Raw genomic sequence first — 24,744 nt, forward strand, 5'->3', positions numbered from 1 at the left:
CCTGAACCCCATGCCGGGCCGCCCTGCCCCGGGGTCGAGAGCGTCGGGCTCCCCCGATGCGCGCTGACCCCACCCCCGCCCCCGCCCCGATCCCCGTATCCCTCCGCCCGGCCGCCTTCGCCGTCGGCGCGGCCGCCGGACTGCTGGTCGACGCACTGCTCGCCGACCCCCACCGGGGCCACCCGGTGGCCGCCTTCGGGCGCGCCGCGGCCCGGGTCGAGCGGGCGCTCTGGCGCGACCACCGCGGCTGGGGCGCCCTGCACACGCTGCTCTGCGCCGGGGGCACCGCCGGTGGAGCGGCGCTGGCCGCCCGGGCGGTACGCGGCCGGCCCGCCGCCTCCACCGCGCTGACCGCCGCCGCGGTGTGGGCCGTGGTCGGCGGCACGACCCTGGGCCGGGAGGCCCGGGCGATCGGCGGCGCGCTGGCCGCCGGGGACCTGGAGGTCGCCCGGGAGCGGCTGCCGCATCTGTGCGGACGCGACCCGCAGGCGCTGGACGGCCCGGCGATGGCCCGAGCGGTGGTGGAGTCGGTCGCCGAGAACACCTCCGACGCGGCGGTCGGCGCCCTGGTGTGGGGCGCGCTCGCCGGGGTGCCCGGGCTGGCCGGGTTCCGGGCGGTGAACACCCTGGACGCGATGGTCGGCCACAGGTCGCCGCGCTACCGCCGGTTCGGCTGGGCCTCGGCCCGGCTGGACGACCTGGCCGGCTGGCCCGGCGCCCGGCTGACCGCGCTGCTGGCCGCCGCCACGGGCGGGGACCCGGCCGGAGCGGTACGGGCCTGGCGGGCCGACGCGCACCGGCACCCGAGCCCCAACGCGGGCCCGGTGGAGGCCGCCTTCGCCGGGGCGCTCGGCGTCCGGCTCGGCGGCGCCCTCTCGTACGGCGGGCGGGTGGAGCACCGCCCGGTGCTCAATGAGGACGGGCGGGCCGTGGAGACCGCCGACATCGAACGGGCGGTACGGCTCTCCCGCCGGGTCTCCCTGGGCGCCCTCGCGGTGTGCGCGGGCGGCCGACTGGCCGTGGCGGCGGTGGCGGCTCGCAGGCGGCGGAAGGCGGGTACGGCATGAGCGGCGGCGGGCTCACGACGCAGCGAAGGACGCAGGGCGGCGGGCTGCTGGTCGCGGGGACGACCTCCGACGCGGGCAAGAGCGTGGTCACCGCCGGGATCTGCCGCTGGCTGGTGCGCCAAGGCGTGAAGGTGGCGCCGTTCAAGGGTCAGAACATGTCCCTGAACTCCTACGTGACGAGGGAGGGCGCCGAGATCGGCCGCGCCCAGGCGATGCAGGCCCAGGCCGCCCGGGTGGAGCCGACCGCGCTGATGAACCCGGTGCTGCTCAAGCCCGGCGGCGACCGCTCCAGCCAGGTGGTGCTGATGGGCAGGCCGGTGGGCGAGATGAGCGCCCGCGGCTACCACGGCGGGCGCCAGCGGGACCTGCTGGAACCGGTGCTGGACTGCCTCCAGCGCCTCCGCGACACCCATGACGCGGTGATCTGCGAGGGCGCCGGCAGCCCGGCCGAGATCAATCTGCGCCGTACCGACATCGTCAACATGGGCGTGGCCCGGGCCGCCCGGCTGCCGGTGCTGGTGGTCGGGGACATCGACCGGGGCGGGGTGTTCGCCCAGTTCTTCGGCACCACCGCGCTGCTGGCGCCCGAGGACCAGGAGCTGGTCGCAGGCTATCTGGTCAACAAGTTCCGCGGCGATGTGACCCTGCTGGAGCCGGGGCTGGACATGCTGCTCGGGCTGACCGGGCGGCGCACCTACGGTGTGCTGCCGTACGCGCACGGGCTCGGCATCGACGAGGAGGACGGGCTGAGACTGTCCCTGCGCGGCGCGGTCCGCGAGTCGGTGTCCGCCCCGCCGCACGGCGAGGACCTGCTGCGGGTCGCGGTCTGCGCGGTGCCGCTGATGTCCAACTTCACCGATGTGGACGCGCTGGCCGCCGAGCCGGGGGTGCTGGTCCGCTTCGTGGACCGCCCGGAGGAGCTGGCCGACGCCGACCTGGTGGTGGTGCCCGGCACCCGCGGCACCGTCAAGGCGCTGGCCTGGCTGCGCGAGCGCGGGCTCGCCGATGCGCTGGCCCGGCGGGCCGCCGAGGGGCGGCCGGTGCTCGGGATCTGCGGCGGCTTCCAGCTGCTCGGCGAGCGGATCGAGGACGAGGTGGAGTCCCGGGCCGGGCTGGTGGACGGGCTGGGACTGCTGCCGGTGCGGGTGCGGTTCGCCCGCGAGAAGACCCTCGCCCGGCCGTCCGGTACGGCGCTGGGCGAGCCGGTGGAGGGCTACGAGATCCACCACGGGGTCGCCGAGGTGCTGGGCGGCGAGCCGTTCCTGGACGGCTGCCGGGTCGGCGCGGTCTGGGGCACCCACTGGCACGGCTCGCTGGAGAGCGACGCCTTCCGGCGGGCGTTCCTGCGCCGGGTCGCCGAGCAGTCCGGCCGCCGCTTCACACCCGCCCCGGACACCGCCTTCGGGACGCTGCGCGAGGAGCAGCTCGACCGGCTCGGCGACCTGATCGAGGAGCACGCCGACACCGGTGCGCTCTGGAAGCTGATCGAGAACGGGCCGCCGGCCGGCCTGCCGTTCGTCCCACCGGGGGCGCCGTGAGAACGGCGACCCCCGTGAAGCGTTTCCGTACCCCCGTCCGCCGCATCCGTGTCTGTGAAGGGAGCGCCCGCTGATGGCCTCCGTCCCCTATCCGTTCACCGCCGTCGTCGGCATGGACGACATGCGGCTGAGCCTGGTGCTCAACGCCGTCTCCCCCGCGATCGGCGGGGTGCTGGTCCGAGGTGAGAAGGGCACCGCCAAGTCGACGGTGGTCCGCGGGCTGACCGCGCTGCTGCCCGCGCTGGACGTGGTCGCGGGCTGCCGCTTCTCCTGCGCGCCGGACTCCCCCGACCCCCAGTGCCCGGACGGGCCGCACGAACCCGGCCCCGGGGTCTCCCGGCCGACCCGGCTGGTCGAGCTGCCGGTGGGCGCCTCGGAGGACCGGCTGGTCGGCGCGCTGGACATCGAGCGGGCGCTGTCGGAGGGCGTGAAGGCCTTTGAACCCGGTCTGCTGGCGGCCGCCCACCGCGGCATCCTCTATGTGGACGAGGTCAACCTCCTCCATGACCATCTGGTCGACCTGCTGTTGGACGCCGCCGCGATGGGCGCCTCCTATGTCGAGCGGGAGGGCGTCTCGGTCCGGCACGCGGCCCGGTTCCTGCTGGTCGGGACGATGAACCCGGAGGAGGGCGAGCTGCGGCCGCAGCTGTTGGACCGCTTCGGGCTGACCGTGGAGGTGGCCGCCTCCCGCGAGCCGGAGCAGCGGGTGCGGGTGGTGCGGCGCCGGCTGGCGTACGACGAGGACCCGGCCGCCTTCGCCGCGCGCTGGACCGCCGAGGAGGGCGAGCTGCGGGAGCGGATCGCCGCCGCCCGGGCGCTGCTGCCGAGCGTGCGGCTCGGCGACGGGGCGCTGCGGCAGATCTCGGCGACCTGCGCCGCCTTCGAGGTGGACGGGATGCGCGCCGACATCGTGATGGCCCGTACCGCGACCGCGCTGGCCGCCTGGGCGGGCCGTACCGAGGTGGACTCCGACGACGTACGGCAGGCCGCGCTGCTGGCCCTGCCGCACCGGCGCCGGCGCAACCCGTTCGACGCGCCGGGGCTGGACGAGGACAAGCTCGACCGGACCCTGGAGGAGTCGAAGGAGCAGCCGGCGGAGGACTCCGGGGGCGACGACGACCCGGAGCCCGACCCGGACCCGGGTGGCGGCGGCCCCGATGGCGGCGGCCCCGGCGGAGTTCCCCCGCAGGGCGGCCCGCAGGAGGGCGGCCCGGCCGAGGGCAGTACGCCGGAGGGGCGGCCCGGCGAGTCCGCCGAGGCCCCGGCCGGACAGGCCCCGGCTCCCTCCCCCGCCCCCGAGCAACCCGCCGCCCCCGCCGCCGAGCCGTTCCGCACCAGGGTGCTGAGCGTGCCGGGGCTGGGCGAGGGGGCGCAGGGGCGGCGTTCCCGGGCGCGTACCGAGCATGGCCGGACCACCGGCGCGCGCCGCCCGAGCGGGGCGCTGACCAAGCTGCACCTGGCGGCGACCGTGCAGGCCGCCGCCCCGCACCAGCGGGCCCGCGGCCGGTCCGGGCCCGGTCTGGTGGTGCGCCGGGACGATCTGCGGCAGGCGGTCCGGGAGGGGCGCGAGGGGAACCTGGTGCTGTTCGCGGTGGACGCCTCCGGCTCGATGGCGGCCCGCAAGCGGATGGGCGCGGTCAAGGGCGCGGTGCTGTCGCTGCTGCTGGACGCCTACCAGCGGCGGGACAAGGTGGGTCTGGTGACCTTCCGCGGTTCCGGCGCCGAGCTGGCGCTGCCGCCGACCTCCTCGGTGGACGCGGCCGCCGCCCGGCTGGAGCGGCTGCCCACCGGCGGCCGCACCCCGCTGGGTGCCGGGCTGCTGAAGGCCCATGACGTGCTGCGGGTGGAGCGGCTGCGGGACCCGGCGCGGCGCCCGCTGCTGGTGGTGGTCACCGACGGGCGGGCCACCGGTGGCCCGGAGCCGTTGAAGCTGGCCACCCGGGCGGCCGGGCTGCACGCGGCCGAGGGGATCGCCTCGGTGGTGGTGGACTGCGAGACCGGCCCGGTGCGGCTCGGGCTCGCCGTCGAACTGGCCCGTTCGCTGGGCGGCACCGCGGTCACCCTGGACGAGCTGCGGGCGGACGCCATCGCCGGGCTGGTCCGGGACGCCCGCGGGGACGCCCGGGGCGCGGGCAGGGCCGCCTGATGCCCCGTACCGGAACAGCGGACACCGACCTCATGGACAGGAGCGTGGCGTAATGCCGCAGGGACAGCCGGCCGTCGTACCGCAGGACGGCCTCACCACCCGCCAGCGCCGCAACCGGCCGCTGGTGATGGTCCACACGGGCATCGGCAAGGGCAAGTCCACGGCCGCGTTCGGGATGGCGCTGCGCGCCTGGAACCAGGGCTGGCCGGTCGGGGTGTTCCAGTTCGTGAAGTCGGCGAAGTGGAAGGTCGGCGAGGAGAACGCGCTCAAGGTGCTCGGTGCCTCCGGGGAGGGCGGCCGGGTGGACTGGCACAAGATGGGCGAGGGCTGGTCCTGGATCCAGCGGGACTCCGAGCAGTCCAACGAGGAGAAGGCCCGGGAGGGCTGGGAGCAGGTCAAGCGGGACCTGGCGGCCGAGACGTACCGCTTCTACGTCCTGGACGAGTTCGCCTATCCGCTGCACTGGGGCTGGGTGGACACCGCCGAGGTGATCGAGGTGCTGGCGAACCGCCCCGGCACCCAGCATGTGGTCATCACCGGGCGCAACGCCCCGGCCGAGCTGTGCGAGTTCGCCGACCTGGTGACCGACATGTCGAAGGTCCGGCATCCGATGGACGCCGGGCAGAAGGGCCAGCGGGGCATCGAGTGGTAGCGCGTCTCGTCATCGCCGCGCCCTCCTCGGGCGCCGGCAAGACTACGGTGGCGACCGGTCTGATGGCCGCGTTCGCCGGCCGGGGGCTCGCCGTGTCCCCGCACAAGGTGGGCCCGGACTACATCGACCCGGGCTACCACGCGCTGGCCACCGGCCGCCCGGGCCGCAACCTGGACGCCTTCATGTGCGGTACGGACCTGGTGGCGCCGCTCCTCGCGCACGGCGCGGCCGGGGCGGACCTGGCCGTGGTCGAGGGTGTGATGGGGCTGTTCGACGGGGCCTCCGGGCAGGGCGAGCTGGCGTCCACCGCGCAGGTGGCCAAGCTGCTGCGGGCCCCCGTGGTCCTGGTGGTGGACGCCTCCTCGCAGTCCCGGTCGGTGGCCGCGCTGGTGCACGGCTTCGCCTCCTGGGACCCGGAGGTGCGGATCGGCGGGGTCATCCTCAACAAGGTGGCCACCGACCGGCACGAGCAGCTGCTGCGGGAGGCGCTGGGCGGTTCCGGTGTGCCGGTGCTGGGTGTGCTGCGGCGCGCCCCGGCGGCGGCGACGCCCTCGCGGCACCTGGGCCTGGTGCCGGTGGCCGAGCGGCAGGCGGCGGCGGTGGAGGCGGTGGCCGCGCAGGCCGAGCAGGTACGGGCGGGCTGCGACCTGGACGCGCTGCTGGCCCTGGCCCGTAGCGCTCCCCCGCTGTCCGCGCCCGCCTGGAGCCCGGAGGCGTCGGCGGATCACGCGGGGGCCCGGCCCGTGGTGGCGGTCGCCGGCGGGGCCGCGTTCACCTTCTCGTACGCCGAGCACCCTGAGCTGCTGGCGGCGGCCGGTGCCGAGGTGGTGCCGTTCGACCCGCTGCGGGACGAGGAGCTGCCGGAGGGCACCCGGGGGCTGGTGATCGGCGGCGGCTTTCCCGAGGTGTACGGGGCGGAGCTGTCCGCCAACGAGCGGCTGCGCAAGGCGGTCGCCGAACTGGCCCGCTCGGGCGCCCCGGTGGCCGCCGAGTGCGCCGGACTGCTGTATCTGGCACGGTCGTTGGACGGCCGGCCGATGTGCGGGGTGCTGGACGCGGACGCCCGGATGACCGAGCGGTTGACGCTGGGCTACCGGGACGCGGTGGCGCTGGGCGACAGCCCGCTGGCGGCGGCCGGGACCCGGATGCGCGGCCATGAGTTCCACCGCACGGTGCTGGAGCCCGGCGCGGGGCCTTCCCCGGCATGGGGGCTGAGGCAGCCGGAGCCGCGGGTGGAGGGCTTCACCCGGGGCGGGGTGCACGCCAGTTATCTGCACACCCACTGGGCGGCGGTGCCGGGCACGGCCCGCCGGTTCGTGGAGCACTGCGCCCCATGAGCGGCCCGGAGGGGACGGAGGCCCTGTTCGTCGGGGTCGGGGCGCGGCGCGGGGTGACCGCCGCCGAGGTGCTGGAGCTGGTCGGCGAGGCGCTGGCAGGCGCCGGGCGCGCGGTGTCCGGGGTGGTGGCGCTGGCCACCGCCGAGGAGAAGGCCGCCGAGCCGGGGATCACCGAGGCCGCCGGGCATCTCGGCGTGGCGCTGCTTCCCTTCCCCGTACGGGAGTTGGCGCCCATCGCCGTACCGAACCCGTCCACCTCGGTGGCGGCGGTGCTCGGCACCCCCTCCGTCGCGGAGGCGGCGGCACTGGCGGCCGCGGCCGAGTCCCGAGGCCTCGCCGCCGTGGAACTGCTCGTCCCCAAGCGGGTGTCCCGGTCCGGGCGGGCGACCTGCGCGGTCGCGCGCGGGCGGTTGTCGGACCGGGGACGCGGGTACACGGGCGAGGAGGTACCGGGCACGTTAGGGATTCCCGTCCGGGAGGCCCTGGCCCCCCGGCAGGCTCCGGCTCGGCGGTAGGGCCCCGCCGATCGGCCGCCTGGCGGAAGGGCCGCCGGCAGGCACCGGCACCCTGTACGCGGAGCGGCGCCTGGCGGGCGTACGGGCACGGGCATGTCGTACGGGTGCAGGCGCCTCGTCCGCGTACCGGCACGTCGTACGCGTACGGGCACGTCGTACACGTACCAGCACCTCGTACGCGTACGGGCAGGTCGCTCGCGTGCCGCACCCCGTACGCGTACGGCACCTCGTACGCGTACCGCACCTCGTATGCGCACCGGACCGATCCGCACCGCACTATCCGCGCCATCCGCACCCTCCGTACCATCCACACCATCCGCACCGCGCCCCACCGCATCCCGCCCCACCGCACCGCATCCCGCCCCACCGCACCGCGCCCCACCGCACCGGAGCACTGCCGGCGACCGCCGGTCCCCTGTGGACCACCCGCACCAGCCCTCCCCCACTTCCGTCACCCACCCCCCAGGCGGCCATGTACTCCCACCCCCACACCCCCGATCTGCGGCACCACGGTGACGCGGAGGTCAGAGACGAGAAGCTGGTCGATCTCGCCGTCAACGTCCGGGCGGACACCCCGCCCGACTGGCTGCGCGAGCGCGTGGCCGCGTCCCTCACGGGACTCGCCGCCTACCCCGACGGGCGGGCCGCGCGGGCCGCGGTCGCCGAGCGGCACGGGCTGCCGGCCGCCCGGGTGCTGCTGACCGCGGGCGCGGCCGAGGCGTTCGTACTGCTGGCGCGGGCACTGCCGGTGCGCCGGCCGGTGGTGGTGCACCCGCAGTTCACCGAGCCGGAGGCGGCACTGCGGGACGCCGGGCACGAGGTGCACCGGGTGCTGCTGCGCGCCGAGGACGGCTTCCGGCTGGATCCGGCCGCGGTGCCGGAGGACGCCGATCTGGTGGTGGTGGGCAATCCCACCAACCCGACCTCGGTGCTCCATCCGGCCGCCGTGCTGGCGGAGTTGGCGCGGCCGTGGCGGACCCTGGTGGTGGACGAGGCCTTCCTCGACGCGGTGCCGGGCGAGCGGGAGGCGCTGGCCGGGCGGACCGATGTGCCGGGGCTGGTGGTGCTGCGCAGCCTGACCAAGACCTGGGGGCTGGCGGGGCTGCGGATCGGCTACGTCCTGGCGGATCCGGGGACGGTGGCCGCGCTGGAGCGGGCGCAGCCGCTGTGGCCGGTGTCCACGCCCGCGCTGGCGGCCGCCGAGGCCTGCATGAGCCGGGAGGCGCTGGCGGAGGCGGCGGAGGCGGCCCGGCAGGTCGCCCTGGACCGGGAGCATCTGCTGGCCGGACTGGCGGAGTTCGACGAGGTCACGACGGTGCCGGGGGCCGAGGGGCCGTTCGTGCTGATCCGGATCGAGGGCGCGGACGCGGTACGGGAGCGGCTGCGCACCCTGGGCTTCGCGGCCCGCCGCGGGGACACCTTCCCGGGCCTGGGCCACCAGTGGCTGCGGCTGGCGGTGCGGGACCGGGTCACCACCAACCGCTTCCTGCTGGCCCTGGACCAGGCGCTGGTGATGGCCGCGGGGCGGTGAGCGGCCACCGCTGAACCGCCGGTCACGGGCGGGTCAGCGGGGTTCGAGCTCGCCCAGGCCCAGGGTGCGCAGGGTGTGGTTCGCCATGGCCAGATGGCCGGCCGCGTTGGGGTGGGCCGGGTCGTCCAGCCAGGGGATGGGGTCGTCCGTGCCGTGCCGCTCCCGCCAGTGGGCCTCATGGTCGACCAGCAGCGCGCCGGTCTCCTCGGCGAGCTCCCGCACGGCCTGGCAGTAGGCGGGGAGCGCGGCGCGCCGCGGGCGGCCGGAGTACGCGGTGAGCACCGGGGTGTGCAGGACGAGCCGGGTCTCCGGAGCCGCCCCGGCGACGATCCGGCGCATCGCGTCCCGGAACTCGTCCAGTCCGTCCTCCCCGGCCAGGCAGTCGTTGGTGCCGAGGGACACGGAGAGCACATCGGGGGCGAACCGGCCGATGAGGTGGTCATGGGCGGCGAGTACGTCGACCGCCCGCCACCCGGAGACACCGGTGTTGACCACCACGTCGGTGAGCCGGCCCAGTTGCCACCGGATCCGCTCGTGCAGGTGCTCCACCCAGCCGCGGGCGCCATGGGTGTGCAGGACGCCCTGGGTGATGCTGTCCCCGGCCGCGACCCAGGTCATGGGCCGGTCCGACAAGCGGATCATGATGTGTCCTCCCGATGTCCGGCGTCCGAGGCCCGATGGCCGGTAGCCGGTGTCCGGTCGCCGCGCCTCCCCGATGACCGCAGCACCCCGCCGAGGCGCATGCTGCCTGGTCAGTGCCTCTGCGCGCAACGCCCGGCGGATCATCGCCGGGCCGGGGCGGGGCCCGAGGGGGAACGGGTCGGCCTCCGGTGGCCACCGGGGCGGTCAGCCCCGGTGGCCACCGGGACGGCTCAGCCCTGGCGGCTCGCGCGGGCGCGGCGGGTCAGGGCGAGGGCGCCGCCGCCGGCTGCGAGCAGGGCGAGGGCGCCGCCGGCCAGATAGGGCGTCAGCGAGCTGCCGCCGGTCTCCGCCAGGCCGGCCTTCTCCGGCTCGGCGCCGGTCTGCGGCTTGGGGTCGGCCGGGGCCGGGTCGGCCGGCTCCGGGGTGGGGGCGGTGGAGGCGGGGGCCTCGGGGGTCTCGCACTCGGCCTCGGCGAGCACCACCGAGCCGTTCACCTCGGCCACGTTGAGCTTGAGCGGGTTGACGGAGACGTCGAGGGAGAGCGCGGTGGCGGCCGCGGTGCGCGAGGTGGTGGCGGTCCTGGAGAGCTGGAGCGTCACCTCGCCGACCCCCGGCACCTCCACACGGGTGGGCCCGCCGGAACTCAGCGTGGTCCGCTTGCCGAGCACGGTGACGCTGCCGAGGACATTGGCCTCCGCCACCGGCCGCTTGCCCGTCTCGCAGAGCGCCCGCGAGGTGACCTTCTCCAGGTGCAGCAGGGAGAGCAGGGGCAGGCCGGGGACGTTCAGCCGGGCGTCGGCCAGCTCGGTGCGGCCCTCGGCGCGCCGCTTGTCGGCGGTGGCGGAGGCGGTGGCCACGGCGGCGCGCAGCACCTGGACCGGCCGCCCCTGGTCGACGCCGTCGAGGGTGACGGTGAGCGCGGTCTTCTCGGCGCTGGCCGGGGCCTGCACCTCGTTGAGGGTGGCGGCCAGCGGCACCCGGACGGAGCCGCCGAGCAGGGCCACGTCGAGGTCGGTGCGGAGCACCACGGCGCTGGAGCGGCCCTGCTCGCCGCCGGTGGCGTACGCGGTGGGCGCGGCGAGGACGGCGGGGCCGGCGGTGAGGGCCAGGGCGGCCGCCACGGCGGCGGTGCGGCGGACGGCGGGCGTGCGGAGGGTGCGGGTGCTGGTGCGGGCGCAGGTGTCGCTGTTCATGTGGGGTGGGACTCCCGGGAAGGCAGGGCAGGGGTCGCCGGCGCCGGATCCACGGGGACATGTGGAGGCGGCGGCGACCGGGACACCCGGATTCTTTACGCACGGAGAGTGAACCGGCCTGCGCCTGCGATGAGTTCACCCCAAAGTATGGTTTCCGGCCGGGCTTTCGAATCCTCGCGGCTCCTGCGGCGCAGACGTTCGCTCGCGTCCCGCGTGTCATGCTCGGGGCCCGTAGCAGGCGTGGGGTGAAAAACGAGACAACTCGGGTGTTCGTCACGCCCGGTCAACAACTGGCCGCTCAGGCGCCGGTGTCCATGCCGGGAGGCCGCCGGGTGGCCGGTCGGCCGTGGCCGCAGTCGATCTCGTCGCCGTCCTCGTCGGCGACCCAGCCCTCCGAGCCGTTGGCGTGCACCACCACCCAGCCGGGGCCGCAGCTCACCTGGAAGGGTTCGTTGCCGAGGGTGGTCCCCGACCAGGGGTTCGGGCCGTGGGCGGAGCCGGTGGTCCAGACGACGGAGGTCTCGCCGGGGGCGAGCCAGTGGTCGCTGCCATACGGCTCCAGCACCAGCTCCAGCGGTTGCTCCGTGTCGTTGCCGACCCGCAGCCGGGCCACCGGGGCCTCCCGCCGGGCCCGCGTCCAGGGGGCCCACCCGCGGCGCCGGCCCCGGCCGCGCGGGTCCGCCCCCATGCCCGTCATCCGGCCGCCCACCTGTCCGTCACCGGACGAACCGCCTGTCCGTCCCTGTGCCGCCTGCCTGTCCGTCACCGGACGAACCGCCTGTCCGTCCCTGTGCCGCCTGCCTGTGCGTCACCGAGCGGCCCGGCGTCCGTCACTGGACCACCCGGCCGTTGACGATCACCCGGCGGGGGGCGGCCAGTACCCGGACGTCGGCGCGCGGGTCCTCGCCGTAGACGACCAGGTCGGCCGGGGCGCCCTCGTCCAGGGCGGGGCGGCCCAGCCAGGACCGGGCGCGCCAGGTGGTGGCCGACAGGGCGTCCAGCGGCGGGATGCCCGCCTTGACCAGTTCGGCCACCTCGGCGGCGACCAGGCCGTGGGCCAGTGAGCCGCCCGCGTCGGTGCCGACGAAGACCGGGACACCGGCGTCGTAGGCGGCGCGCACGGTGTCGTAGCGGCGCTCGTGCAGCCGCCGCATATGGCCCGCCCAGTCCGGGAACTTCGCCTCGCCGGAGTCCGCCAGCCGCGGGAAGGTGGCGATGTTGACCAGGGTGGGCACGATGGCGACGCCGCGCTCGGCGAAGAGCGGGATGGTCTCCTCGGTCAGCCCGGTGGCATGCTCGATACAGTCGATGCCCGCCTCCACCAGGTCCCGCAGCGACTCCTCGGCGAAGCAGTGCGCGGTGACCCGGGCGCCCAGCCGGTGCGCCTCCGCGATGGCCGCCTCGACCTCGGCGCGCGGCCAGCAGGCGGCGAGGTCGCCGGTGCCCCGGTCCAGCCAGTCGCCGACCAGCTTGACCCAGCCGTCCCCGCGCCGGGCCTCCCGGCCCACGTACTCGACCAGCTCGGCGGGCTCGATCTCATGGGCGTAGTTGCGGATGTAGCGCTTGGTGCGGGCGATGTGCCGGCCGGCCCGGATGATCTTCGGTAGGTCGTCCCGGTCGTCGATCCAGCGGGTGTCGGCCGCCGACCCGGCGTCCCGGATCAGCAGGGTGCCGGCGTCCCGGTCGGTGAGCGCCTGCTTCTCGCTGGTCGCCTCGTCCACCGCGCCGTGCGCGTCCAGCCCGACATGGCAGTGCGCGTCCACCAGCCCGGGCAGCGCCCAGCCGCGTACCGTCACCGCCTCCACGGCGCCGGGCGGCCGCTCCCAGGTGATCCGGCCGTCCACGGCCCAGACCTCGTCGCGTACGTCCTCCGGCCCGGCGAGGACCCGGCCCACCACATGCAGCACCGTGCTCATGCCCGCACTCTACGAGGGGGGCGCGCGCCCGCGACAGGGCGGCCGGAAGGGGGCGGTGGGGCAGCGGAAGGGGGTGGTGGGGCCCGCTGGGTAGGCTCGGACGGCCCGTACAGCCCCCGACGGCCTACGGCAGCCTCTTGACAGCCCCGACAAGCCCTGACAGGAAGAACCCGCCGTGACCCATCCCCTGCTGGACCTCGCCCCGCTGACCGCCGAGCGTTTCGCCGCCATCGAGCGCCGGGTCGCCGCGCTGCTGGAGACCCGGCACGACGTGGTGGTCACCCAGGGCGAGGCGCTGCTGCCGCTGGAGGGCTGCATCCGCTCCGGCGCCCGGTCCGGCTCGACCGCGCTCAACGTGGTCACCGGGCCCTACGGGCAGACCTTCGGCGGCTGGCTGCGGGACTGCGGCGCCCAGGTGGTGGACCTGGAGGTGCCCTACGACTCGGCGGTCACCGCCGAGCAGGTCGCCGAGGCGCTGGCGGCCCGGCCCGAGATCGACTTCGTCTCGCTGGTGCACGCCGAGGCGGCCACCGGCAACACCAACCCGGTCGCCGAGATCGGCGAGGTGGTGCGGGCGCACGGGGCGCTGTTCATGCTGGACGCGGTCGCCTCGGTGGCCGCCGAGCCGCTGCGCGCCGACGCCTGGGGTGTGGACCTGTGTGTGATCGGCGCGCAGAAGGCGATGGGCGGCCCGGCGGGCGTCTCGGCGGTGTCGGTGAGCGAGCGGGCCTGGGAGCGGTTCGCCGCCAACCCCGGCGCCCCGCGCCGCTCGTACCTCTCCCTCCTGGACTGGAAGGAGCGCTGGATCGACGCGGGCCGCCGCGCCCTGCCGCACGCCCCGGCGCAGCTGGAGATGCTGGCGCTGGAGGCCTGTCTGGAGCGGATCGAGGCGGAGGGCCCGGCGGCGGTGATGGCCCGGCACGCCTCGGCCGCGGCGGCGGTACGGGCCGGGGCGGCGGCGCTCGGCGGCGGGCTGGCGCCGTATGTGCGCGAGGCCCGGGACGCGGCGCCGGTCGCCACCACGCTGCGCACCCCGGCCGGGGTGGACGCGGCGGAGCTGGTGGCCCGCGCCCTGGCGGCCGACCCGGGGCTGCCGCTGGTCGCCGGCGGCGGGGCGCTGGCCACGGAGATGGTCCGGGTCAACCACTACGGCCCGGACGCCACCCGGGGCGCCGTGCTCTCCTCGCTGACCGCGCTGGGCGCCGCCCTGGCGGACAGCGGCGCCCCGGTGGACCTGCTCGCCGCCCGCCGGGCCGCGACGGAGGCCTGGGCGGCCTGAGCGGCGGGGGAGCTACGGCCTGGCCCGCGGAGGACCCCGGTGGGTGACGCGTACGGCCCGGTGGGTACGGGGCCAAGTGGCCCGGTGGGTACGGGGCCGGGCGGCCCAGGCGTCAGCCGCGGGCGCAGAGGCGGGCCGCCTCGCTCGCGGTGGCGGCGACGGCCGCCCGGGCGGAGGCCGCGGTGCCGGCCTCGCTCACCGAGAGCAGCGCGTCCAGCAGGGCCCGTACCGCGGGGGCGGGCGGGCGGTCGGCGGGGACCGCGAGGGAGACCGGGGTGGTGAGCCCCGGCAGCGTACGGAAGACCACGCCCCGCGGGCCGGAGCGGGCCGGGCCGCCGGCCGGGTGCGGCGGGCCCACCGGGTGGAACAGCGTCCAGGACGGCTCGGGGTCGGCGGCCAGCGCGGCCAGGGTCTCCGGCAGCGTGGTGAACGGCGGCCCGGGCGTCCAGGACGGCAGCGCGCCCGTCACCAGGTCGTGGAAGGCGGGGTTCGCGGCGCGCGGGGCCAGCCGCAGCGGCAGCCGGGCGAGCCGCGCCGGGTCCGGGTGCTCCTCGGCGGCGAGCGGATGCCCCGCGGGCAGCGCGGCGATCAGCGGCTCCGCCCAGAGCGGATGGAGCAGGACGCCCTCGGCACCGCGCACGGTGCGGACCAGCGCCGCGTCGAAGGTGCCGGAGCGGACGGCCGCGAGCCGCGCCTCCTGAGGGGCCCGCTCCAGCCGTACCCGCAGTCCGCGGTGGCGGGTGGCCAGCCGGTCCACGGCCCGGTACACCCGGTCGGCGAACGCCCGCGCGGTGCCGAGCCGCACCAGGCCCTCGGTGCCGGCGGCGATCCCGGCGGCGGTGGCCCGGACCCGGCCCGCCGCGACCAGCGCGGCCCGAGCCTCCGGCAGCAGCCGCTCCCCGGCCGCGGTGAGCCGCACCCGCCAGTCCGCGGGAGCTGCCGCCGTGGCACGGGGCGCCTGAGGGGCCGGCGCTCCCGGCGCGCGGTCGAACAGCCGCAGCCCCAGCTCCCGTTCCAGCGCGGCCAGCGCGGCACCGACCGTCGCGGGCGGGCGGCCCAGCCGTTCGGCGGCACGCGCCACCCCGGCCTCCTCGGCGACGGTGACGAAACACTCCAACTGACGCAGCTCCACCCGGTCCCGCCCTCACTGGTCGCCGTACCCGTCGCCGTACCGTCCCGGCGGCCGCCGGTCCCGTGCGGCGCGCCGCCACTCTCCTGTACGCGCCGGCGGCTCCGGGTGTTCCCACCCTGATACGGAGCGGACGGCGAAACGAATCGGCGGAGCCCTGCCGAGCGGGCCGGGGCGGGGCGGGCACGCGGTCGAAGGCATACGGATGCGGCCACGGGTACGGCTATGCGACGGTATGCGCGAATACACTCACGAAACGGAGCCGGCGGAACTCCTCGCTATCCGGAGCAATATTCCACCGCCCGATTCACCATCCGGACCCCATTGCGCAACGCGATATTCATCCGACCAGAAGCATGCGATTCGGGGGGTAATTCGCCAGGTGCTTCTTCCCTGTTATCGCGTCGGCAAACCTCCTTGGCCATCAAGGGACTCCCGGGCATTCCAGGCGCGTTTCCGATGGGTTACGGCCATGTGATCGACTCCACAGAGCGCCCGACTTGCCCGGTTAAATACGGGCAAACGCGCACGTGAGAGAGGTGAAGCCGATCGAGGTTCGCGCTCGCGCGATAACACATACGAGCCGCCTGCCCAACCCCTTGGCCCGATGCATTTTCCAGAATCGCTGGGTAAGTTCCAACGACATGACCGCCGCACCAGCAGACCTTGCACGTGCCCGAAACGAATTCGACCGGAAGGCCGACCCGGCCCTCGCCATCGACACCCCGCGAGTAGAGGACGGAGCCGCGATCTGGCGTATCGCCCGCGACTCGGAGGTCCTGGACCTCAACTCCTCGTACAGCTATCTGCTGTGGTGCCGTGACTTCGCCGCCACCTCGCTGGTGGCCCGCGGGCCGGAGGGCGAGCCGATCGCCTTCGTCACCGGCTACATCCGCCCGGAGCGCCCGGGGACGCTCGTCGTCTGGCAGGTCGCCGTGGACGACGCCCACCGGGGCCGGGGACTGGCCGGGGTACTGCTGGACGCGCTCACCGCCCGGGTCGCCGCCCGGGGCGTGGAGACGGTGGAGACCACCATCACGCCCGACAACACCGCGTCGGACCGCCTCTTCACCTCCTACGCGGAGCGCCGGGGCGCGTCCCTGGAGCGCGAGGTTCTCTTCGACGGAGGGCTGTTCCCCGAGGGGACGCACGAGCCGGAGGTGCTGTACCGCATCTCGCCGGTCGCCGCCCACGCCGCCGCCTGAGCCACGCGGGCCGGACCGGCCCGCCGCTCCCCTCCCCCACTCCCCCACGCTTCAGACTTCGCAGACTTCACCGGCCGCCGCGCCGGACCACCGAGGAGAGAACGCAGTGACCATCACCCCGCCCGCCCTGAGTGTCTTCGAGACCGTGGAGTCCGAGGTCCGCTCCTACTGCCGCGGCTGGCCCGCCGTGTTCGACCGCGCGCAGGGCGCCCGGCTGACCGACGAGGACGGGCACAGCTACCTCGACTTCTTCGCCGGGGCCGGCTCGCTCAACTACGGGCACAACAACCCGGTCCTCAAACGCGCCCTGCTGGACTACCTGGAGCGCGACGGCATCACCCACGGCCTGGACATGGCCACCACGGCGAAGCGCGCGTTCCTGGAGTCCTTCCAGAACACCATCCTGCGCCCGCGTGACCTGCCCTACAAGGTCATGTTCCCCGGCCCGACGGGCACCAACGCCGTGGAGGCGGCGCTGAAGCTGGCCCGCAAGGTCAAGGGGCGCGAGGCGATCGTCTCGTTCACCAACGCCTTCCACGGCATGTCGCTGGGCTCGCTCGCCGTGACCGGCAACGCCTTCAAGCGGGCCGGCGCCGGCATCCCGCTGGTGCACGGCACCCCGATGCCGTTCGACAACTACTTCGACGGCAAGGTCCCGGACTTCCTGTGGTTCGAGCGGCTGCTGGAGGACCAGGGCTCCGGTCTGAACAAGCCGGCCGCCGTGATCGTGGAGACCATCCAGGGCGAGGGCGGCATCAACGTGGCCCGGCCCGAGTGGCTGCGCGCGCTGAAGGCGCTGTGCGAGCGGCAGGACATGCTGCTGATCGTCGACGACATCCAGATGGGCTGCGGCCGCACCGGTGCCTTCTTCTCCTTCGAGGAGGCCGGGATCGCGCCGGACATCGTCACGCTGTCCAAGTCGATCAGCGGCTACGGGCTGCCGATGTCGCTCTGCCTGTTCAACCCGGAGCTCGACGTGTGGAGCCCGGGTGAGCACAACGGCACCTTCCGCGGCAACAACCCGGCCTTCGTGACCGCCACCGCCGCGCTGGAGACCTACTGGGCCGACGGCGGGATGGAGAAGCAGACCATCGCCCGCGGTGAGCAGGTCGAGCAGGCGCTGCTGGCGATCTGCGACGAGAACTCCGCGTACGGCGCCCACTACCGGGGTCGCGGCCTGGTCTGGGGCCTGGAGTTCACCGACCCGGCGCGGGCCACCGCCGTCTGCGCCCGCGCCTTCGAGCTGGGGCTGCTGCTGGAGACCTCCGGCCCGCAGAGCGAGGTCGTCAAGCTGCTGCCGCCGCTGACCGTGACCCCCGAGGAGCTGGACGAGGGCCTGCGCACCCTGGCCCGCGCGGTCCGCGAGACCGCCTGAGTCCCCGGCCTCCGGCCCCCGGCCGACGGCCGTCGGCCGTCGGCCCGCAGGGGACCGCACCCCGCTTCCGTACCACCCGAGAGGAAACCCGTACACCGTGATCGTCCGTTCGTTCAAGGAGATCGAGAACACCGACCGGCATGTCAAGGCCGCGTCCGGGACCTGGGAGTCCAAGCGCATCGTGCTCGCCAAGGAGAAGGTCGGCTTCTCCCTGCACGAGACGGTGCTCTACGCGGGCACCGAGACCTCCATGTGGTACGCCAACCACATCGAGGCCGTGCTCTGCGTCGAGGGCGAGGCCGAGCTGACCAACGACGAGACCGGTGAGACGCACTGGATCGAGCCGGGCACGATGTACCTGCTCGACGGCCATGAGCGCCACACCATGCGCCCGAAGACCGACTTCCGGTGCGTCTGCGTCTTCAACCCTCCCGTCACCGGGCGGGAGGACCACGACGAGAACGGCGTCTACCCGCTGCTGACCGAGGAGGCCTGAGCCATGACCGCGACCACCACGACCACGAGCACGAACACCGCTCCCCAGGACCTGTACCCGACCCGGGGCGCCGCCGAGGTGCGCACGCCTCGCCGGGACCCGGTGGTGTGGGGGCAGCTCACGCCGGAGCTGGAGTCGTTCGAACGGGACGGGTTCCTCGCGGTCGACCAGCTGCTCACCCCGGACGAGGTGGGCGTCTACCGGGCCGAGCTGGACCGCCTGGTGAGCGACCCGCAGGTGCGCGCCGACGAGCGCTCCATCATCGAGCCGCGCTCCCAGGACGTGCGCTCGGTCTTCGAGGTGCACCGGATCAGCGAGGTCTTCGCCAGGCTGGTGCGCGACGAGCGCGTCGTCGGCAAGGCCCGGGAGATCCTCGGCTCGGACGTGTACGTCCACCAGTCCCGGATCAACGTCAAGCCCGGGTTCGGGGCGTCGGGTTTCTACTGGCACTCGGACTTCGAGACCTGGCACGCCGAGGACGGCCTGGCCCGGATGCGCACGGTCTCGGTGTCCATCGCGCTCACCGAGAACCATGACACCAACGGCGGTCTGATGATCATGCCGGGCTCGCACCAGACCTTCCTGGGCTGCGCGGGCGAGACGCCGAAGGACAACTACAAGAAGTCGCTCCAGATGCAGGACGCGGGCATCCCGTCCGACGAGGCCCTCACCGGTTTCGCGGAGGCCCACGGCATCAGGCTGTTCACCGGCAAGGCCGGTTCGGCGACCTGGTTCGACTGCAACGCCATGCACGGCTCGGGCGACAACATCACCCCGTTCCCGCGCAGCAACGTGTTCATCGTCTTCAACAGCGTGGAGAACACGGCGGTGGAGCCCTTCGCGGCCCCGATCCGCCGCCCGGAGTTCATCGGCGCCCGGGACTTCACCCCGGTGCGGTGACCCGGTACCGCCGTCACTGACCGCGGCCGCGAGCCGTCTCCCACCCCGAGGGGCGGGAGACGGCTCGCGGCGTACGGCATGCGGGGAGGTGCCGGCTCACACCGCCAGCGCCGGGTAGTCGGTGTAGCCCCGCTGGTCGCCGCCGAAGAAGGCGGCGGGGTCGGGGGTGTTGAACGGGCCGCCGGCCTTCAGCCGGGCCGGCAGGTCGGGGTTGGCCAGGAACAGCGCGCCGTAGGAGAGCAGGTCGGCGGTGCCGTCCTCGATCAGCTCCAGCTCCTCCACGCCGGTGGGACGCTCGCCGGTGAAGGGGTTGAGCACCAGCGCGCCGGAGAACCGCTTGCGCAGCTCCACGGTGAGGTCCCGCCGCCCCTGGGCCTCCATCAGGTGGAGGTACGCCAGGCCCAGCGGCTCCAGGGCCTCCGCCAGCGCGATGTACTGGGCGCCCGGCTCCGGCTCCTCGATGTCGTTGACGGCACCGCCGGGCGAGAGGCGCAGGGCGGTGCGCTCGGGGCCGATCGCCTCGGCGACCGCCGTAACCACCTCGACGGCGAAGCGGTTGCGGTTCTCCTCGGAGCCGCCCCACTCGTCGGTGCGGTGGTTGGTGTTCGGGGCCAGGAACTGGTGGATCAGATAGCCGTTGGCGCCGTGCAGCTCGACCCCGTCGAACCCGGCCTCCACCGCGTTGCGGGCGGCGGTGGCGTAGTCGGCGATCGCCTCGTGGATCCCGTCGGCGGTCAGCTCGCGGGGGGTGGTGAAGTCCTTCATCCCCTCGGCGGTGAAGAGCTGCCCCTTGGGGGTGATCGCGGACGGGCCGGCCGGGTGCAGGTCGCCGGGCTGGTCGGCGGTGACGGAGGGGTGCCCGATCCGGCCCGCGTGCATGATCTGGGCGAAGATCCGGCCGCCCGCGGCGTGTACGGCGTCGGTGACCGTGCGCCAGGCGGCGATCTGCTCCGCGCTGTGCAGGCCCGGGGTGTCCGGGTAGCCCTGGCCGGCCGCGGAGGGCTGGACGCCCTCGGTGATGATCAGCCCGGCCGAGGCCCGCTGCGCGTAGTACTCGGCGGTGAGCTCGTTGGGCACCCGGCCGACGGCCCGGCTGCGGGTCATCGGGGCCATGGCGATGCGGTTGGCGAGCGGGGTCCCGGCGAGGTCGATGGGGTCGAAGGCGGTGGTCATGGCAGCTCCCGGCAATTCCTTGGTCAGCCAAGTAATTGGCTTGTATGGTCGGCCAACTTTTTGGTGCGGGACCCACCGTACACCATTACTTGGCCGACCAAGGTAAAATCGGGGGAACGGGATGTCCGTAGGCTGCTGGACCGGCCCGAGCCCGACAGAGAGCGAGAAGCGGATGGACCACGACCACCCCGGGGCGGACGCCGGACCCGGCTGTCCCGACGCCCTGCCCTCCGCGGCCCGCGGCGGCCCGACCTCGCACGCCCTGTCCCGGGTGGCCCGGCTGCACCGGATCACCGCGGGCCGGCTGCTGCGGGCGGCCGGGCTCTATCCGGGCCAGGAGTTCGTGATGATGTACCTCTGGGACTCCGGCCCGGTGCGGCAGTCGGAGCTGATCCGGGTGATGGAGCTGGACCCCTCCACGGTCACCAAGATGCTCCAGCGCCTGGAGCAGGGCGGGCACGTCCGGCGCAGCCCGGACCCGGCCGACCGCCGGGCCGTCCTGGTGGAGGCCACCGAGACCAGCTGCGCCCTGCTGAAGGACGTCAGCGGCGCGTGGAGCGAACTGGAGCAGCGCCTCCTCGCCGGCCTGCGCCCCGCCGAGCGCGCCGAGCTGTCCCGGCTGCTGGGCCTGGTGGAGGACAACCTCTGCCGCGAGGTCTCCGCAGGCTGCCCCACCGCCCTCGCCACCGACCCGGCACCCCCCGAAGGCACCACGACCTGCTGACGGCCCCGGCCCTGCCCGCACGGCTACGGCCACGGCCCCGCCCGTACGGCTGCGGCCGCGCCGCTCGTACGGTTGCGGCCCGCCGGGACGTCGGCTCCCGCCGGTACGGCACTGGCCCCGCCGGGACGTCGGCCCCCGCCGGTACGACACCGGCCGCGCCACTCGTACGGCTGCGGTCCCGACGGTACGGGGATCCGGCCCCGACCGGCTCCGGCTCCCGCCGGTACGGCTCCCGCCCCGGCCCCCGTGCGGCCACGGCCCCGCCCGTACAGGCCACGGCCTCGCCCGGCCCGTACGGCCGCGCCCCAGCGGTACGGAAATCCGCGGTCCCGCCGGGACATCGGTCCCCGCCGATACGGCACCAGCCCCGCCGCTCGTAAGGCTGCGGTCCTGGCGGTACAGATGCCCGGCCCCGGCCGGCTCCGGCTCCCGCCGGTACGGCTCCCGGCGGGCGGTCGAACGGACCGCCGACATCCCCGGCCTGCGGCTGCCGAGCCGACGGGAGACCACCGAGCGCCGCCATGGGCCGTGGGCTCGGGACCACCTCGTGGTGGACGCCGCGGGCGGGGAGAGGCCCCGGGCGGACGGCTGAACCACCCTCCTCCCTAACCCGCCGCGGCCAGCACCTCCAGGGCCCGGTCCACGTCGGCCGCCGAGTTGTACAGATGGAAGGCGGCCCGCAGATGGCCGTCGGTGACCGAGACCATCACCCCGGCGCGGCCGAGCACCGGCTGCGCGGCGCCCAGTCCGGGGACGGCCACGATCGCCGAGTCCCCCGGCACCGGGGTGTGCCCGAGCCCGGCCAGTCCGGCGCGGAAGCGGGCGGCGAGCCCGGTGGCGTGGGCGTGCAGCGCGGGCAGGCCGATCTCCTCCACCAGGGCCAGGGACCGCTCGGCCGCGTGGTACGCGAGGAAGCTCGGCGGCTCGTCGAACCGGCGGGCCGAGCGGGCGAGCGTGAGCGCCCCGTACATCTCGTCCCTCGTCTCGGCGGCGAACAGCCCCGGGGCGAGCGGCCGCAGCGACTCCTGGGCGTCCTCGCGCACGGTGAGGAAGGACACCCCGCGCGGGCTGAGCAGGAACTTGTACGCGGAGGTCACGGTGTAGTCGTACGCGCCGGCGTCCAGCGGCAGCCAGCCCGCGGCCTGGGTGGCGTCCAGCAGGATCCGCGCCCCGTGGGCGGACGCCGCCTCCCGTACCGCCGCCAGGTCCGCGACCCGGCCGTCGGCGGACTGGACCGCCGAGAGGGCGACCAGCGCGGTGCCGGGGCGTACCGCGTCCGCCAGCCCGTCCAGCGGCGCGAACCGGAGCCTCAGATCGGGGCGGGCCGAGAACGGGGTGATCACCGAGGCGAAGTCCCGTTCCGGGAAGAGCACTTCGGCGCCGGGCGGCAGGGAGGCGGCGATCAGCCCGGAGAAGCCGGCCACCGAACCGGCCATCGCCACCCGGTCCGCCGCCACCCCGACCAGCCGGGCGAACGACTCGCGCACCGCCGCCGTCGAGGCGAGGCTGCCGCCGGTCCGCTCGTTGCCCGCGGCGGTGTCCTCGGCCAGTTCCCGTACCGCCGCCACCGCCCGGCGGGGCACCAGCCCGCAGGAGGCGGTGTTCAGATAGGTGGACACGGGCGCGAACTCGTCACCGCCGAGGGGGGTCTCCATGCCCCCACCATGATCCATCCGCCGACCCGGGTCAACGGCGTTCTTCCGGCCCCCGGTACGGTGCTCCGCGAAGGACCGGTCCAGGTCCGTCCGGACTCCAGGGGGAGCCGTGCGAGGTGCGGGTGTGAGGCGTCTGCTGCTGCCCGTCGTGGTGGCGGGCGCGCTGGCCCTGTCCGGCTGCGGCACGCAGCGGCCGGGTCCGCCGGGCGGCCCGTCGGCCCCGGCGGCCACCGCCTCCGGCTCCGCCGATCCCCAGGCCGCAAGACGGGCCGTGCACGACCGGGCCTTCCCCGGGGTGGCACGGGCCTGCGCCCAGGCTCCGAGCACCGCGCCCAGCGGCCCGGCGTCCACCGGCACCCTGGACCCGGAGGCCGCCAAGTACGCGGAGAACCACGCGTTCCGGCGTGAGACGCCGATGCGGCCGGACGCCGAGTGCCGGGGCCGGGCACACGCCGAGCGGATCACCGGCGCGCTGTCGGGCGCCGCCGGAAGGACGGTCGCGGATGGGCCCGGACTGCGCGAGGCTCTGGCGGGGCTCGGCTATCCGGCGGAGGGCACCGAGGTGTACCCGGACGGTGGCGGAGGACTGGCCTTCAGCCTCTCCGTCCCGGGGACCGGCCCCTGCGTCAGCGGCCGGCTCGGCCCCCCGGCCACCGCCCGGGCGCACGGCTTCTACGCCGAGGGCGGCTGCGTGGAGCCCAGGGGCGGCCACTGAGGCCACCGCCGCCCTCGACCGAGCGGTCACCGTATGAACGTTTGGTGAGAAAACCGGTCGAACGGAACTCGGCCGGACCTCCCGCTCGTCCCCCGAGCGGGATGAACAAGACGATTCGACGGGCCGCGGTCTTCACTCTGCTGCTGGTGTTCGCCCTGCTGCTGCGGGCGACCTGGGTGCAGGCGTACGACGGGAAGGCCCTGGCCGACAACACGCACAACCGGCGGAACCTGATGGCGAAGTACGCCCAGCCGCTCGGGGACATCATCGTGGCCGGTTCGCCGGTCACCGGCTCGAAGGAGGCCCGCAGCGGCGACCTGCGCTACCAGCGGACGTACAGGGACGGCGGGCTGTACTCGGCGGTGACCGGCTACAGCTCCCAGGCCTACGGCGCCAACCAGCTGGAAGGCATCTACTCCGACGTGCTGGACGGCACCGACACCCGGCTGAAGAACCCGCTGGGCGCGCTCACCGGTGAGCAGGCCGCCCCGGGGGACGTGCTCACCACCATCGACCCGGCGGTGCAGAAGGCCGGGTACGAGGCGCTGGGCGACGCCAAGGGGGCGGCCGTGGCGATGGACCCGGAGAGCGGGCGCGTCCTCGGCATGGTCAGCACCCCCTCGTTCGACCCCTCGAAGATCGCCGGCTCCTATGACGGCGACGCCTGGAAGGCGCTCAACGAGGACGAGGACAAGCCGCTGGTGAACCGGGCGATCCGGCAGCCGGTGGCACCCGGCTCGACGTTCAAGCTGGTGGTGGCCGCCGCCGCGCTGGAGGACGGGCTGTACGGGTCGGTGGACGAGGCCACCGACAGCCCCAACCCCTACCGGCTGCCGGGCACCCGCACCGACCTGAGGAACGAGAACGCCTCGGCGCCCTGCGAGGACGCCTCCCTCCGGGTCGCGCTCCAGTACTCCTGCAACAACGTCTTCGGCAAGCTGGCGGTGGACCTCGGCCAGGACAAGGTGAAGGCCATGGCCGACCGGTTCGGCTTCGACAACGAGAAGCAGGACGTCCCGGTCCGGGCGTACGCCAGCCGCTATCCGACCGGCATGGACCAGGCGCAGACCGCGCTCTCCGGCATCGGGCAGTTCGATGTGACGGCCACCCCGCTGCAGATCTCCATGGTCTCGGCCGCCCTGGCCAACGACGGGGTGCTGGTCGACCCGCACCTGGTGTCCAAGGTGGTGGACGCCGACGGCGACCCGCTGGAGTCCTTCGAGGACCCCGGCGAGAAGCGGGTCGTCTCCGAGCGGACCGCCGGGCAGCTGCGGGACGCGATGCGCACCGTGGTCGAGGAGGGCACCGGCACCAACGCCCGGATCGACGGCGCGGAGGTCGGCGGCAAGACCGGCACCGCCCAGCGCGGCGTGGACAACAGCGGTACGCCGTACGCCTGGTTCACCTCCTACGCCAAGGACGAGAGCACCGGCAAGCAGGTCGCCGTCGCCGTCTTCGTGGAGGACTCGCAGGCCACCCGCAACGAGGTCAGCGGCAACGGCCTGGCCGCGCCGGTGGCGAAGAAGATGATGGCGGCCGCGCTGGGCAGGTGAGGC

At 75.0% G+C, this 24,744-nt stretch carries 22 protein-coding genes; 15 read left to right on the forward strand and 7 right to left on the reverse strand.

Annotated elements, in window-relative coordinates:
* Nucleotides 1-56: 56 nt before the first annotated feature.
* The 7 genes from M1O15_RS16640 (at nucleotide 57) to cobC (ending at nucleotide 8,786) form a co-directional block, all read left to right on the forward strand.
* On the forward strand, nucleotides 57-1,067 hold the full coding sequence (locus tag M1O15_RS16640) for a cobalamin biosynthesis protein (RefSeq protein ID WP_248634654.1): 1,011 nt from the start codon (nucleotides 57-59) through the stop codon (nucleotides 1,065-1,067).
* The gene (locus M1O15_RS16645) at nucleotides 1,064-2,605 is read left to right on the forward strand and encodes a cobyric acid synthase (RefSeq protein WP_248634655.1); all 1,542 of its coding nucleotides are present in this window, start codon (nucleotides 1,064-1,066) and stop codon (nucleotides 2,603-2,605) included. Before M1O15_RS16640 ends, M1O15_RS16645 begins: the two co-directional genes overlap by 4 nt.
* 73 nt (nucleotides 2,606-2,678) lie before the next feature.
* Nucleotides 2,679-4,751 carry a putative cobaltochelatase gene (locus M1O15_RS16650; protein WP_248634656.1) on the forward strand — a complete coding sequence of 691 codons (2,073 nt, stop codon included), beginning with the start codon at nucleotides 2,679-2,681 and terminating at the stop codon, nucleotides 4,749-4,751.
* 52 nt (nucleotides 4,752-4,803) lie between these two features.
* On the forward strand, nucleotides 4,804-5,403 hold the full coding sequence (cobO, locus tag M1O15_RS16655) for a cob(I)yrinic acid a,c-diamide adenosyltransferase (RefSeq protein ID WP_248634657.1): 600 nt from the start codon (nucleotides 4,804-4,806) through the stop codon (nucleotides 5,401-5,403).
* Complete coding sequence (locus M1O15_RS16660) at nucleotides 5,397-6,740, forward strand: cobyrinic acid a,c-diamide synthase CobB (protein WP_248634658.1); 1,344 nt, start codon at nucleotides 5,397-5,399, stop codon at nucleotides 6,738-6,740. Before cobO ends, M1O15_RS16660 begins: the two co-directional genes overlap by 7 nt.
* Nucleotides 6,737-7,255: a cobalamin biosynthesis protein gene (locus tag M1O15_RS16665; RefSeq protein WP_248634659.1), complete on the forward strand. Its 519-nt coding sequence runs from the start codon at nucleotides 6,737-6,739 to the stop codon at nucleotides 7,253-7,255. Before M1O15_RS16660 ends, M1O15_RS16665 begins: the two co-directional genes overlap by 4 nt.
* A gap of 472 nt (nucleotides 7,256-7,727) precedes the next feature.
* Nucleotides 7,728-8,786, forward strand: coding sequence for an Rv2231c family histidinol phosphate aminotransferase CobC (gene cobC, locus M1O15_RS16670; RefSeq protein ID WP_248634660.1), 1,059 nt, complete (start codon nucleotides 7,728-7,730; stop codon nucleotides 8,784-8,786).
* A 33-nt stretch (nucleotides 8,787-8,819) separates the two neighbouring features.
* Here cobC and M1O15_RS16675 read toward each other — a convergent pair whose 3' ends face one another.
* From M1O15_RS16675 to M1O15_RS16690, 4 genes are all read right to left on the reverse strand, one after another.
* Nucleotides 8,820-9,428 (reverse strand): SGNH/GDSL hydrolase family protein, encoded by a 609-nt coding sequence (locus M1O15_RS16675; RefSeq protein WP_248634661.1) that lies wholly within the window; start codon nucleotides 9,426-9,428, stop codon nucleotides 8,820-8,822.
* A gap of 230 nt (nucleotides 9,429-9,658) precedes the next feature.
* Nucleotides 9,659-10,621, reverse strand: a complete 963-nt coding sequence (locus M1O15_RS16680; protein WP_248634662.1) for an SCO1860 family LAETG-anchored protein — start codon at nucleotides 10,619-10,621, stop codon at nucleotides 9,659-9,661.
* Between the two features lie 298 nt (nucleotides 10,622-10,919).
* A complete protein-coding gene (locus tag M1O15_RS16685; protein WP_248634663.1) occupies nucleotides 10,920-11,318 on the reverse strand; it encodes a hypothetical protein in 399 nt (132 codons plus the stop codon).
* Between the two features lie 133 nt (nucleotides 11,319-11,451).
* The gene (locus tag M1O15_RS16690; protein WP_248634664.1) at nucleotides 11,452-12,537 is read right to left on the reverse strand and encodes an amidohydrolase family protein; all 1,086 of its coding nucleotides are present in this window, start codon (nucleotides 12,535-12,537) and stop codon (nucleotides 11,452-11,454) included.
* A 175-nt stretch (nucleotides 12,538-12,712) separates the two neighbouring features.
* Between M1O15_RS16690 and M1O15_RS16695 the strand changes: the two genes are divergently transcribed.
* On the forward strand, nucleotides 12,713-13,816 hold the full coding sequence (locus M1O15_RS16695; RefSeq protein WP_248634665.1) for a pyridoxal-phosphate-dependent aminotransferase family protein: 1,104 nt from the start codon (nucleotides 12,713-12,715) through the stop codon (nucleotides 13,814-13,816).
* Nucleotides 13,817-13,928: 112 nt separating this feature from the next.
* Here M1O15_RS16695 and M1O15_RS16700 read toward each other — a convergent pair whose 3' ends face one another.
* A complete protein-coding gene (locus tag M1O15_RS16700) occupies nucleotides 13,929-14,948 on the reverse strand; it encodes a LysR family transcriptional regulator (protein ID WP_248634666.1) in 1,020 nt (339 codons plus the stop codon).
* 641 nt (nucleotides 14,949-15,589) lie between these two features.
* Here M1O15_RS16700 and ectA point away from each other — a divergent pair.
* The 4 genes from ectA to thpD all read left to right on the forward strand — a co-directional run bounded on the left by ectA (nucleotide 15,590) and on the right by thpD (nucleotide 18,921).
* Complete coding sequence (gene ectA / locus M1O15_RS16705; protein WP_248634667.1) at nucleotides 15,590-16,150, forward strand: diaminobutyrate acetyltransferase; 561 nt, start codon at nucleotides 15,590-15,592, stop codon at nucleotides 16,148-16,150.
* A gap of 106 nt (nucleotides 16,151-16,256) precedes the next feature.
* Nucleotides 16,257-17,525, forward strand: a complete 1,269-nt coding sequence (ectB, locus tag M1O15_RS16710; protein WP_248634668.1) for a diaminobutyrate--2-oxoglutarate transaminase — start codon at nucleotides 16,257-16,259, stop codon at nucleotides 17,523-17,525.
* Nucleotides 17,526-17,622: 97 nt separating this feature from the next.
* Nucleotides 17,623-18,021 (forward strand): ectoine synthase, encoded by a 399-nt coding sequence (locus tag M1O15_RS16715; RefSeq protein ID WP_248634669.1) that lies wholly within the window; start codon nucleotides 17,623-17,625, stop codon nucleotides 18,019-18,021.
* A gap of 3 nt (nucleotides 18,022-18,024) precedes the next feature.
* Complete coding sequence (gene thpD, locus M1O15_RS16720) at nucleotides 18,025-18,921, forward strand: ectoine hydroxylase (protein WP_248634670.1); 897 nt, start codon at nucleotides 18,025-18,027, stop codon at nucleotides 18,919-18,921.
* Between the two features lie 96 nt (nucleotides 18,922-19,017).
* Here thpD and M1O15_RS16725 read toward each other — a convergent pair whose 3' ends face one another.
* The gene (locus tag M1O15_RS16725; protein ID WP_248634671.1) at nucleotides 19,018-20,094 is read right to left on the reverse strand and encodes an alkene reductase; all 1,077 of its coding nucleotides are present in this window, start codon (nucleotides 20,092-20,094) and stop codon (nucleotides 19,018-19,020) included.
* A 172-nt stretch (nucleotides 20,095-20,266) separates the two neighbouring features.
* Between M1O15_RS16725 and M1O15_RS16730 the strand changes: the two genes are divergently transcribed.
* The gene (locus M1O15_RS16730; RefSeq protein WP_248634672.1) at nucleotides 20,267-20,818 is read left to right on the forward strand and encodes a MarR family winged helix-turn-helix transcriptional regulator; all 552 of its coding nucleotides are present in this window, start codon (nucleotides 20,267-20,269) and stop codon (nucleotides 20,816-20,818) included.
* A gap of 605 nt (nucleotides 20,819-21,423) precedes the next feature.
* Here M1O15_RS16730 and M1O15_RS16735 read toward each other — a convergent pair.
* Entirely contained in the window at nucleotides 21,424-22,473 is a 1,050-nt protein-coding gene (locus M1O15_RS16735; RefSeq protein ID WP_248634673.1) for an aminotransferase class V-fold PLP-dependent enzyme, read from the reverse strand.
* A gap of 124 nt (nucleotides 22,474-22,597) precedes the next feature.
* On the opposite strand from M1O15_RS16735, the gene M1O15_RS16740 reads away from it, so the two are divergent.
* Both M1O15_RS16740 and M1O15_RS16745 read left to right on the forward strand, forming a co-directional pair.
* On the forward strand, nucleotides 22,598-23,188 hold the full coding sequence (locus M1O15_RS16740) for a hypothetical protein (protein ID WP_248634674.1): 591 nt from the start codon (nucleotides 22,598-22,600) through the stop codon (nucleotides 23,186-23,188).
* Nucleotides 23,189-23,289: 101 nt separating this feature from the next.
* Nucleotides 23,290-24,741 carry a peptidoglycan D,D-transpeptidase FtsI family protein gene (locus M1O15_RS16745; RefSeq protein ID WP_248634675.1) on the forward strand — a complete coding sequence of 484 codons (1,452 nt, stop codon included), beginning with the start codon at nucleotides 23,290-23,292 and terminating at the stop codon, nucleotides 24,739-24,741.
* Nucleotides 24,742-24,744: the final 3 nt, after the last annotated feature.

The sequence above is a fragment of the Streptomyces lichenis genome (genome assembly GCF_023218175.1).
Taxonomy (GTDB): domain Bacteria; phylum Actinomycetota; class Actinomycetes; order Streptomycetales; family Streptomycetaceae; genus Streptomyces; species Streptomyces lichenis.